This window comes from Steroidobacter gossypii (assembly GCF_016801985.1).
GTDB lineage: Bacteria > Pseudomonadota > Gammaproteobacteria > Steroidobacterales > Steroidobacteraceae > Steroidobacter > Steroidobacter gossypii.
This window is the reverse complement of sequence record NZ_JAEVLS010000001.1, coordinates 1241527-1252101: the sequence shown is the minus strand read 5'-3', so window position 1 is coordinate 1252101 and position 10575 is coordinate 1241527. Positions and strand designations below refer to the sequence as shown.

At 62.6% G+C, this 10575-nt stretch carries 13 protein-coding genes; 11 read left to right on the top strand and 2 right to left on the bottom strand.

What is annotated here, in order from left to right:
- The first annotated feature begins 390 nt into the window (after positions 1-390).
- Complete coding sequence (ubiA, locus tag JM946_RS31180) at positions 391-1257, top strand: 4-hydroxybenzoate octaprenyltransferase (protein ID WP_407700505.1); 867 nt, start codon at positions 391-393, stop codon at positions 1255-1257.
- Here the strand turns inward: ubiA and JM946_RS05405 are convergent.
- Positions 1203-1979 (bottom strand): ComF family protein, encoded by a 777-nt coding sequence (locus JM946_RS05405; protein WP_203166106.1) that lies wholly within the window; start codon positions 1977-1979, stop codon positions 1203-1205. The genes ubiA and JM946_RS05405 overlap by 55 nt on opposite strands.
- 119 nt (positions 1980-2098) lie before the next feature.
- Between JM946_RS05405 and bioB the strand changes: the two genes are divergently transcribed.
- From bioB to JM946_RS05370, 8 genes are all read left to right on the top strand, one after another.
- Complete coding sequence (gene bioB / locus JM946_RS05400; protein ID WP_203166105.1) at positions 2099-3157, top strand: biotin synthase BioB; 1059 nt, start codon at positions 2099-2101, stop codon at positions 3155-3157.
- 13 nt (positions 3158-3170) lie between these two features.
- Entirely contained in the window at positions 3171-4043 is an 873-nt protein-coding gene (bioC, locus tag JM946_RS05395) for a malonyl-ACP O-methyltransferase BioC (RefSeq protein WP_203166104.1), read from the top strand.
- Positions 4044-4109: 66 nt separating this feature from the next.
- Positions 4110-4643, top strand: a complete 534-nt coding sequence (locus tag JM946_RS05390) for a DUF2244 domain-containing protein (protein ID WP_203166103.1) — start codon at positions 4110-4112, stop codon at positions 4641-4643.
- A 146-nt stretch (positions 4644-4789) separates the two neighbouring features.
- The gene (coxB, locus tag JM946_RS05385) at positions 4790-5662 is read left to right on the top strand and encodes a cytochrome c oxidase subunit II (protein WP_203166102.1); all 873 of its coding nucleotides are present in this window, start codon (positions 4790-4792) and stop codon (positions 5660-5662) included.
- Positions 5663-5668: 6 nt separating this feature from the next.
- Positions 5669-7264: a cytochrome c oxidase subunit I gene (gene ctaD / locus JM946_RS05380; protein WP_203166101.1), complete on the top strand. Its 1596-nt coding sequence runs from the start codon at positions 5669-5671 to the stop codon at positions 7262-7264.
- Positions 7264-7389, top strand: a complete 126-nt coding sequence (locus JM946_RS30900; protein ID WP_269140884.1) for a hypothetical protein — start codon at positions 7264-7266, stop codon at positions 7387-7389. Before ctaD ends, JM946_RS30900 begins: the two co-directional genes overlap by 1 nt.
- Before the next feature lie 7 nt (positions 7390-7396).
- On the top strand, positions 7397-7936 hold the full coding sequence (locus tag JM946_RS05375; protein WP_203166100.1) for a cytochrome c oxidase assembly protein: 540 nt from the start codon (positions 7397-7399) through the stop codon (positions 7934-7936).
- Between the two features lie 49 nt (positions 7937-7985).
- Entirely contained in the window at positions 7986-8870 is an 885-nt protein-coding gene (locus tag JM946_RS05370) for a cytochrome c oxidase subunit 3 (RefSeq protein WP_203166099.1), read from the top strand.
- A gap of 94 nt (positions 8871-8964) precedes the next feature.
- On the opposite strand, the gene JM946_RS05365 is transcribed toward JM946_RS05370, so the two are convergent.
- Complete coding sequence (locus tag JM946_RS05365) at positions 8965-9165, bottom strand: twin transmembrane helix small protein (RefSeq protein ID WP_203166098.1); 201 nt, start codon at positions 9163-9165, stop codon at positions 8965-8967.
- 18 nt (positions 9166-9183) lie between these two features.
- On the opposite strand from JM946_RS05365, the gene JM946_RS05360 reads away from it, so the two are divergent.
- Together JM946_RS05360 and JM946_RS05355 are read left to right on the top strand one after the other, a co-directional pair.
- Positions 9184-9963 (top strand): SURF1 family protein, encoded by a 780-nt coding sequence (locus JM946_RS05360; RefSeq protein WP_218042598.1) that lies wholly within the window; start codon positions 9184-9186, stop codon positions 9961-9963.
- The gene (locus JM946_RS05355) at positions 9947-10570 is read left to right on the top strand and encodes a thioredoxin domain-containing protein (protein ID WP_203166096.1); all 624 of its coding nucleotides are present in this window, start codon (positions 9947-9949) and stop codon (positions 10568-10570) included. Before JM946_RS05360 ends, JM946_RS05355 begins: the two co-directional genes overlap by 17 nt.
- The last annotated feature ends 5 nt before the right edge of the window (positions 10571-10575 follow it).

Genomic DNA, 10575 nt, shown 5'->3' with positions numbered 1-10575 from the left:
AATGTGCCGCCTCAGCATGACAATGTAAGGGGCACCCCGAACGCGCCGTCACCGCACGAGACTGCGAAGGGCGCGGCGAAGGCGGGGGCGCATTCATCATCGAGCTCGCACGCTTCGGCGCAGGACGAAACGCCAGCGGCAAAGGCGGCGGCGCCGGCGCAGCCGGAAACGACGAGAACGACCGGCTCGACGTTGGCGGAGCCGGCGAAGGCCGCGAGGGCGGCCGGGGCGGCGGGTGAGTACGTCAAGACGGTGAAGATGGCCGCGGCGAAGCCGACGCTAGCGCCGGACATCGAAATCAGGCAGCCGAGCCAGCCGCTCGCGCCCGTGAAGGAACGTTTGCGTTGGCTCGGTCACAAGATCGCGGCGACGGCATTCGTCACCGAGATCCTGCCAGGAGCAGGGGCAAAGCTCAGTGCCTATGGAGCACTGACGAGATTGAACAAGCCGATCGGTATCTGGCTGCTGATGTGGCCGGTGCTGTGGGCGCTATGGATATCCTCGAGCGGTCGCCCCGATCCACACGTATTCATCGTGTTCGTCCTCGGCACCGTGCTGACACGCTCCGCGGGCTGCGCGATCAACGATTTCGCCGACCGCAACTTCGACGGTCACGTGCAGCGCACGAAAGATCGCCCGCTGGTCACCGGCGCGGTCGATCCGATGGAAGCTATAGCGATCTGCGCGGCCCTGGGTCTCATCGCACTCGGCCTCGCCCTGACGCTGAACGAATTGGCGCAGTGGCTGACGCTGGCAGGCGGCATCCTGGTCGTCACCTACCCTTTCTTCAAACGTTTCTTCCCGATGCCCCAAGCCTACCTGGGCATCGCATTCACCTGGTCGGTGCCAATGGCGTTCGCCGCACAGACCAATCAGGTGTCGCGCATCGCCATCGTGATGTTTCTTGCGGGCGTCGCATGGACCGTAGCGTACGACACCATGTACGCGATGGTGGATCGAGAAGACGACAAGAAGCTCGGCATCCGCTCGAGCGCCATTCTGTTCGGCGACGCGGACCGCTTCATCATCGGCATCATGCAATTGATGACGCTGCTGGGTTTGTGGCTGATCGGGCACGAGATGGAGCTCGGCCTGTGGTACGGACTGGGCCTGGCATTCGCGGCGATGTTTGCTTTGTATCAACAGCTGCTGATCCGCGACCGCAAACCGGACAAGTGCTTCCGCGCGTTTCTCAACAACAACTACTTCGGCATGTCGGTGTTCATCGGCATATTGCTGGAATACACGTTTCGTTGAGCGGGGCGGGCCACGGCCCACACTTCGATCCATTGCGCGCCGGCAGCCCGCAACACCTTGGCGATTTCGTTGACGGTGCTGCCGGTCGTGACCACGTCATCAACGATCGCCACATGACGCGCATCGAGTGGAGCGATGAGCGAAAAAGCACGCTGGGTATTCTTCAGTCGCTCACTACGATCCAGCGCCGCCTGCTCGCGCGTCTCGCGATGGCGAACCAGCAAGTCGCTACGCAGATCGAGTTCGAGCAACTTGCACACCGGCTGCGCCAACTCACGAGCCTGGTTGAAACCTCGCTCCCGATAGCGCAGCGGCGCCAGCGGCACCGGAATCACCAGTTCCGGTCGTGTGTTCCGACCGGCCAGATGACGCGCAAGCAAAGAACCCAGGATCCGGCCGTACGGCAGATCGCGGCGATACTTGAGCCCCTGAATCATGCGATCCACCGGAAAGCGATACAGATACGGCGCGACACCAGCATCGAACACGGGTGGATGGGTGGAACACGCGCCACAAAGCGCCGGCTTGGTCAACTCGCGCGGCAACGGCTCGGCGCAGTGCTCGCAACAGCTATCGTTGATCGGCAGATCGCCTTCGCAACCGGCGCACAGATCGAGATCTTCCTGACCAGATAGGCCGCAAAGCGCACAGCGCGGCGGCCACAGTTGCCGCCCGGCGGCGACCATCAGCCGCGCTATAATGTCGACTGCAGTTCTGAACATCGGTTGACAGGCTTCCCGACCGCCACGAATACTTCCGCCAACGTCCCCGTGGCGGCGGAACGAGCATGGAGCCTGTCGAGCCAGCCACGGCACCGATTAACTCGAGGTTTGTCGTGGATATGACCCGTTCCGAAGCCGCGCGCAGCGCTACCCTGATCGATCGCCTGGGCGCGGTGCGCACCGATTGGTCGCTGGATGAAGTGCGCGAGCTATTCGCGCTACCGTTTTCCGATCTGCTCTATCACGCGCAGCGGGTGCATCGGCTGTACTTCGACCCGAACCAGGTGCAGATCAGCACGCTGCTGTCGATCAAGACCGGCGCCTGCCCGGAAGATTGTTCCTACTGCTCGCAGAGCATCCGCTTCGAGACCGGCCTGAAATCCGAGCCGCTGATGGACCTGGATGACGTGATGGAAAAAGCGCGCGCCGCCAAGGCGAATGGCGCGACCCGCTTCTGCATGGGCGCCGCATATCGCAGCCCGAAGCCCAAGCAGCTGGCGCAGATCGTCGAAATGATCAAAGGCGTGCGGGCGATGGGCATGGAAACGTGCGTGACGCTTGGCATGCTGACGCCGGAACAGGCACATCAGCTCAAGGACGCGGGGCTGGATTACTACAATCACAACCTCGACACATCCGAGTCTCACTACAAGAAAGTCATCACCACGCGCACCTATCAGGATCGGCTCGACACGCTCGAAGCCGTGCGTAACGCCGGAATCAATGTGTGTTGTGGCGGCATCCTCGGTCTGGGCGAGAAGGAGCAGGATCGCGCGGAGCTGCTACATACGCTGGCGACCTTGCCTCAGCACCCGGATAGCGTGCCGATCAATCAGCTCATGCAGGTCCCGGGCACGCCGCTCTATGGCGCGGAAAAGCCCGACGCGCTCGATTTTGTGCGCGTGATCGCCGTCGCGCGCTTGCTCATGCCGAAGGCGCACGTGCGTCTGTCGGCGGGCCGTTCCGGCATGAGCGACGAGACGCAGGCACTGTGCTTCCTGGCCGGCGCGAATTCGATTTTCTACGGCGACAAGCTGCTGACCACTGAAAATCCGGAAGAGGATCAGGACCGCAAACTGTTCGCCAAGCTCGGCATCACCGCGGAGCCGCTGGCCCAGCAGAGCGCGCCGACCTGCTCGCGCCGCTTGGAGGACGAGCAGCTCGCGATTAGCGGGTAAGATTCATCGGGCCATGCCCGATGAGTTCTACCTTGACCCCGCGCGCGTCCGCCGCTCTTTCAATAAGGCCGCGACCGGCTATGACGCCGCGGCCGCAGTGCCGACTGAAATCCGCAATCGCCTGCTCGAGCGGCTCGATCTCGTAAAGCTGCAGCCGAAGGTGGTCTTGGACCTCGGCGCGGGGACCGGTCACGCGAGCAAGGCGCTCAAACAGCGCTACAAAACCGCGGAAGTCATCGCTCTCGACATCGCGCCCCGCATGCTCGAAGAAGCGAACCGCCGACAGAGCTGGTTGAAGCGCTTCCACCGGGTGATCGCCGACGCGCACAAGCTGCCGATCAAGGACGCCAGTGCGCAGCTGGTCTTCAGCAATCTGATGCTGGAGTGGTGCCACGATCCAGACGCCGTGTTCCAGGAGATGCGCCGGGTGCTGCAGCCGGGCGGGTTGCTGACCTTCGCCACCCTGGGCCCGGATACTTTGCGCGAGTTGCGCGAAAGCTGGCGCAAAATCGACCCACACCCCCATGTTCACCGCTTCATCGACATGCACGATCTGGGTGACGCCCTGGTCCGCGCCGGGCTCGCCGAGCCGGTGATGGATACCGAGAGGCTGACGGTAACTTACCCCCACCTCGATGCGTTGATGCAGGAGCTGACGGCAACGGGCTCGACCAACCTGGCGCACGGCCGAAGCCGCGGACTGACTCCGAAGGGTCACCTGGCATCGCTGCGAGAGGCGGTCCGGCCCACCCCGGAAAAGGGCGCACTATCGGTCTCGGTGGAAGTGGTCTACGGTCATGCCTGGGCGACCGAGCTGCGTCCACGGCGTCGGGCCGGCGACGAAGTGCGGGTGCCCCTGAGTGTTTTGACTCGCACGAAACGTTAACTTTTTAGAAAGTCAGCGCGATATAGACCAACAAAGACACATCCGTTCGACAACAGTATCTACACGATGAATGCTCGGGCCGATCTGCCGCCGCCTCGCCCGACCCCGGACGCCAAGCCCGGGGCCCGCCCCGGTGAGCGGGTGCTCGAGCTGATGCCGCATCGCTCGCTCACTCCCAAGACCGCGCGCATCTTCATCGCTTCCGTGGCGGCTCCGACCGTGGTCGTCGCTCTTATGTTTACAGCCCAGGGATTCTGGCCGGTGCTGCCCTTTGCCGGTCTGGAAATCGGGTTGCTGACCTGGGCGGTCCGCGCCTCCATGCGATCAGGGCTGGAGCGGGAAACCATTACAGTGACCCAGGACTCGGTGATCATCAGACACTGGGACCGCCGCGGTGTGCAGTCATCGGTATTTCCTAGACATTGGTCGAGGGTTACACTCCACGCCCCGCCGGCGGCGCTACATCCCAGCCGACTCGTCTTGGAGTCGCGCGGTCGCGCCTGCGAGGTGGGCAGGTTTCTCACAGAGGACGAGCGCCGCAGCCTCGCGGTTCGTCTAAAGCAACTGGTGGGGAATATGAACGAAACGCCCGCGCTATGAAGTAGCGCGGCGTCGGACTGCGGGCGCGTGCGTCGAAAGGGCTTCGGCCGCTTTCGACCGGACAGTCCTGCCACGCATGATTCGCGTTCGTTTTTTATGCAAGGGCGGACGCGGGCAGAACGAAGCACTTGGGAGCAAAAGGGCCAATGAAGATCGTGAAATACGCCGCCGCCGGTTCATTAGCGGGGGCCGCGTTTGCGCCCAGCGGGGCGGCGCTGGCGGCATGGGAGCTCAACATGCCGGTCGGTGTGACCGAGTTGAGCCGCGACATCCACGGCCTGCACATGCTGATCTTCTGGATCTGCGTGCTGATCGCCATCGCGGTGTTCGGCATGATGATTTATTCCATCGTCAAATTCCGCCACTCCCAGGGCGCGGTGCCCGCCAACTTCGACCACAGCACCAAGGCCGAGATCGTCTGGACCATCATCCCGGTCGCGATCCTGGTCGGCATGGCCATTCCCGCCGCCGCGACCCTGGTGAAGATCGAGGACACGCGCGACTCGGACATGACCGTCAAGGTCACCGGCTACCAGTGGAAGTGGCAGTACGAGTACCTGGATCAGGACGTGAGCTTCTTCTCCACCCTGGCCCGCGACAGCGACCATGCTCGTCAGCTCGACTCGGGCGTCGACCCGAACAGCGTCGAGAACTATCTGCTCGAAGTCGACAACCCGCTGGTGGTGCCGGTCGGCAAGAAAGTGCGCGTGCTGCTGACTTCGCACGACGTGATTCACGCCTGGTGGGTGCCGGCTTTCGGCATGAAGAAGGACGCCATCCCGGGCTTCGTGAACGAGCTGTGGTTCCGCGCCGACGAGCCCGGGATCTATCGCGGCCAGTGCGCCGAGCTGTGCGGTCGCGACCACGCCTTCATGCCTGTCGTCGTGAACGTACTGCCTCAACAGGAGTACGACAGCTGGCTCGCTCAGCAGAAGGGCGGCGAACAAGCCGCGCCTGCGGCGGCTTCGGCACAGACGGTTGAGAATGCGGCGCCGGCCACGGCTGCTGCGGCGGAGTAAGAGACCATGGCACACGCACACACGCACGACGCTGCCCACGATCACCACGACGACCACGGCCCGGCCAAGGGCATCGGTCGCTGGCTGTTCGCGACCAATCACAAAGACATCGGCACGATGTACATGCTGTTCAGCCTGCTGATGTTCTTCATCGGCGGCGCGATGGCGCTGGTGATCCGTGCCGAGCTGTTCCAGCCCGGCATGCAGCTGGTCGATCCGATGTTCTTCAATCAGATGACCACCATGCACGCGCTGATCATGATCTTCGGCGCGGTCATGCCGGCGTTCGTTGGTCTGGCGAACTGGATGATCCCGCTGCAGGTGGGCGCGCCGGACATGGCGTTGCCCCGCATGAACAACTTCAGCTTCTGGATCCTGCCGTTCGCCTTCACCATGCTGCTCGGCACGCTGTTCGTTCCGGGCGGTGGCCCGGCCGGCGGCTGGACCATGTACCCGCCGCTGTCCCAGCAGCTGGGCGACGGTTTCCCGATGCTGATCTTCGCGGTCCACCTGATGGGCGCGTCCTCGATCATGGGCGCCATCAACGTGATCGTGACCATCATGAACATGCGCGCTCCCGGCATGTCGCTGCTGAAGATGCCGATCTTCGTCTGGACCTGGTTGATTACCGCGTACCTGCTGATCGCCGTGATGCCGGTGCTCGCGGGCGCCGTGACCATGCTGCTGACCGACCACTACTTCGGCACCACCTTCTTCGAGGCGGCCGGTGGCGGCGACCCGGTGATGTTCCAGCACATCTTCTGGTTCTTCGGGCACCCCGAGGTGTACATCATGATCCTGCCGGCCTTCGGCATCGTCTCGGAGATCATCCCGACGTTCTCGCGCAAGCCGCTGTTCGGCTATGACGCGATGGTGTACGCGACCGCTTCGATCGCCTTCCTGTCGTTCATCGTGTGGGCGCACCACATGTTCACGGTGGGCATGCCGCTGGCGGGTCAGATGTTCTTCATGCTGGCGACCATGCTGATCGCCGTGCCGACCGGCGTGAAAGTGTTCAACTGGACCGCGACGATGTTCAAGGGCTCGATCAGCTTCGAGCCGCCGATGCTGTTCGCCATCTCCTTCTTGTTCCTGTTCACGATCGGCGGGTTCTCTGGACTGATGCTCGCGATCGTGCCGGCGGACTTCCAGTATCACGACACCTACTTCGTGGTGGCGCACTTCCACTACGTGCTGGTGCCGGGCGCGGTGTTCTCGCTGATGGCCGCCGCCTACTACTGGCTGCCTAAGTGGACCGGTCACATGTACAACATGAAGCTGGCCAAAGCGCACTTCTGGCTGTCGACCATCTTCGTGAACGTGCTGTTCTTCCCGCAGCACTTCCTGGGTCTGGCCGGCATGCCGCGTCGTATCCCGGACTACTCCACGCAGTTCGCCGACTGGAACATGATCTCTTCGATCGGCGCGTTCGGTTTCGGCCTGTCGCAGCTGCTGTTCGCGTACATCGTGTTCGCATGCATCCGTGGCGGCGAAAAGGCGACGGACAAGGTTTGGGACAGCGGCCGGCCGCATGGCCTGGAGTGGACGCTGAGCTCGCCCCCGCCGTATCACAGCTTCGAAACCGCTCCTGAAGTGAAGTAATGGCTACCGAGATTCGCGATCCCGAACGTAAACGCGGCGTCCAGCGCACCGTGCTGTGGCTGCTGCTGATCGCCGCGACGTTCTACTTCGGCTTCATCGCCATGGCGGTGATGCGAGCGCAGTGAAGGTGACGTGAGCGACCTGGAGCAAAAAAAGGCCAACCGCTCGTTGACCCGGCAGCTATGGATCTTTGCTGCCGGGTCGTTCGCGTTTGGCTTTGCGCTGGTGCCGCTGTACGACGTGATCTGCGATGTGACCGGCTACGGCGATCGCACCAAGCTGGTGGAAGCCAGCTCGTTCACCGCGGAGGAAGACAAGAACCGCACGATCACCATCGAGCTGCTGTCCGATTCGCCGCAGGTCGGCGATTGGGAGTTCCGGCCGGAACAGGGCTCGCTGCAGGTCCATCCCGGCCGCTTGTACGAGGCGAAGTTCTACGCGCGCAACATGCGGACGCAGGCGGTGGTAGCGCAGGCCATCCCCAGCATCGCTCCGCTGCAAGCGACCAAGTACTTCCACAAGACCGAATGTTTCTGTTTCACGCCGCAGCCGTTCGATGCGCAACAGGAGCGCGAGCTCACGGTGCGCTTCATCGTCGACCCGAAGTTGCCGCAAAACATCGATCGACTGACGCTCTCCTACGTCATGTACGACGGCAAGAGCACCAGCTGATTTCTTGAGAACCGAATCAATTTGAACCTGACTGGCAGACGTTAAAGCTATGGCCCACGCAACAACGACGCACGCGCCGTCCGAGAAGTACTACGTTCCTCACAGTAGCCCGTGGCCGTTGGTCGGCTCGGTGTCGCTGTTCCTCACCGTGGGTGGCGCGGCGATGTGGCTCAACCACTCGAACGCCGGCCCGTGGGTGATGACGATCGGTTTCGCCATCCTGCTGTTCATGTTCGCCGGCTGGTTCGGCGCCGTGATCAGGGAGAGCGAAGGTCGCCTCTACAACGATGCGGTGGATCGCTCGTTCCGCATGGGCATGATGTGGTTCATCTTCTCCGAAGTCATGTTCTTCGCGGCGTTCTTCGGCGCGCTGTGGTACGCACGTAACTTCTCGGTGCCGTGGCTGGGTGGCGAAGGCACGCGCGCCCTAACCAAGATCCTCCGTGGCGACAACTACGAAGCGGCGTGGCCGACCGACGGCCCCGGCGACGTGGGCGGCGACTTCGACGTGATCCCGGCGTTCGGTCTGCCGGCGATCAACACGGCCATCCTGCTGACCTCGGGCGTGACCATCACGATCGCTCACCACGCGATCAAGTCCGGCAGCCGCGGCGTGCTGAACGTGTTCCTCGGCCTGACCATCGCGCTGGGCTTCCTGTTCGTGTACCTGCAGGGCATGGAGTACGTCGAGGCCTATCAGCACTACAACCTGAAGCTGACCTCGGGCATCTACGGCTCGACCTTCTTCATGCTGACCGGCTTCCACGGCTTCCACGTGACCATGGGCGCGATCATGCTGCTGGTGATCTGGTTCCGCTGCCTGAAGGGGCACTTCACGCCGACGCATCACTTCGCGTTCGAGGGCGTGGCCTGGTATTGGCACTTCGTCGACGTGGTGTGGCTGGGCCTGTTCGTGTTCGTGTACTGGCTCTGATCCGACGACGACCTGGTGGCGCGCCCGAGAGAACGCTCCAAGGCGCGCCGCGATTGACGATGAGCCGCCGCTTCAACTGAACGCGGCGGCTTTTTTACATGCCGTGCGGCTTGATCATTCCCTGCGACCACGCCAGGAGCAGCAGCAGGAACAGCAGCACCGACAGCCCCACGCGGACCGACAGTGCGTTGACCATCTTTTTCGACTCACCCTTGTCGTAGACCAGGAAGAACAGGCCGGAGGCGAGACTGAGCACGACGGCGATCAGCCCGGCGAGGATGATGATTTTGACCATGGGACCTCCCGATCCGCGATGGCGGATCGCGACCAGTATATCGTGACCGCTACCGAGACAACTGCAACGAGCCGGACGTTTCGCCCCAGCCTGCTGGGCGTGGTGCTAACGCTGCTCGGCCTGGCGTTGTTCATCCGACTCGGCTACTGGCAACTCGATCGCGCCGACCAGAAGCAGGCGCTCCTGGATCAATACGCCGCTGGCCAGCAAGCGCAAGTCGAGATCACCTCGCAGAATGCTCACAACTTGCCGCGCTATCAGCGCGCGCAGGTGAGCGGCCGCTACGATCCGACACATCAGATTCTGTTGGACAACATGCCGTCACATACCGGACAGCCCGGCTTTCGAGTGCTCACTCCGCTCGAGACCTCGGCGGGCTGGCTTCTAGTGGATCGGGGCTGGTTGCCGCTCGGTGCCTCGCGACAGGTATTGCCCGACATCTCGGTCAGCGACGAACAGCGAACCATCACCGGCACCATCGATGTTCTGCCGCGAGCTGGGTTGCAGCTCGAGACACCGACCATCGACCCCACCCTGCCGTGGCCACGCGTACTCAGCTTTCCGACGCACGAGGGCCTTGAGCAACAGTTGGGGCACGAGCTGCTGCCCGGAGTGTTGTTGCTCGATGCTTCACATCCCGACGGCTACCAGCGGATCTGGGAAGCCCACCTGGGTTTCAAACCCGAGCGCCACATCGGCTATGCGGTTCAGTGGTTCGCCCTGGCCGCCGCGGCTTTGATTCTTTTTCTTGTCACCAGTGTTCGTACCAAGAAGGCAACAGATGCATCGCCCCGCTGACCCGGCCGCGCCGGCTGGCCAAACATCGCGCTCGCGTCGCCAGATCTATATTTTGATCGGTGCATTTTTCGCACCCCTGGCGCTCGCATTCATTCTCTACTACGGCCTCGACGTGCGCCCCCACGGCAGCACCAACAAGGGCGATCTGATTCATCCGCCTGTGACATTGCCCGAAGTGGAGCTGCCCGCCATGGCGGATCAAAAACTTGCAGCGGACGCGCTGCGCGGCAAGTGGAGCATGGTTTATATCGGCGACGGCGCTTGTGACGATCGCTGTCGGCAAGCCCTTACGTTGATGCGTCAAACGAGACTCGCGCTCGGTGACGACCTGCCGCGCGTTCAGCGGGTGTTTCTGGTCAGCGCCAACTGCTGCGACCGGCCCTATCTGGAAGCCGAGCAGAGCGGCCTGTTGCTCGGACGCATCGACAATCCAGAAGGCCAGACACTGTTACAAACATTTCCGGATGCAGCCCGTGCGCCCGGGCTCGGCCGGATTTATCTGGTCGATCCCTTGGGTAATCTAATGATGAAATACGAGCCTGATGCGCCGCAGAAGGGTTTGCTCGAGGATCTGAAGAAGTTACTGAAGCTGTCGCATATCGGATAACTGTG

Coding starts and splice junctions, on each gene's coding strand:
- JM946_RS05405 (WP_203166106.1), bottom strand. CDS start 1,979: ATGTTCAGAACTGCAGTCGACATTATAGCGCGGCTGATGGTCGCCGCC.
- bioB (WP_203166105.1), top strand. CDS start 2,099: ATGACCCGTTCCGAAGCCGCGCGCAGCGCTACCCTGATCGATCGCCTG.
- bioC (WP_203166104.1), top strand. CDS start 3,171: ATGCCCGATGAGTTCTACCTTGACCCCGCGCGCGTCCGCCGCTCTTTC.
- JM946_RS05390 (WP_203166103.1), top strand. CDS start 4,110: ATGAATGCTCGGGCCGATCTGCCGCCGCCTCGCCCGACCCCGGACGCC.
- coxB (WP_203166102.1), top strand. CDS start 4,790: ATGAAGATCGTGAAATACGCCGCCGCCGGTTCATTAGCGGGGGCCGCG.
- ctaD (WP_203166101.1), top strand. CDS start 5,669: ATGGCACACGCACACACGCACGACGCTGCCCACGATCACCACGACGAC.
- JM946_RS30900 (WP_269140884.1), top strand. CDS start 7,264: ATGGCTACCGAGATTCGCGATCCCGAACGTAAACGCGGCGTCCAGCGC.
- JM946_RS05370 (WP_203166099.1), top strand. CDS start 7,986: ATGGCCCACGCAACAACGACGCACGCGCCGTCCGAGAAGTACTACGTT.
- JM946_RS05365 (WP_203166098.1), bottom strand. CDS start 9,165: ATGGTCAAAATCATCATCCTCGCCGGGCTGATCGCCGTCGTGCTCAGT.
- JM946_RS05360 (WP_218042598.1), top strand. CDS start 9,184: ATGGCGGATCGCGACCAGTATATCGTGACCGCTACCGAGACAACTGCA.
- JM946_RS05355 (WP_203166096.1), top strand. CDS start 9,947: ATGCATCGCCCCGCTGACCCGGCCGCGCCGGCTGGCCAAACATCGCGC.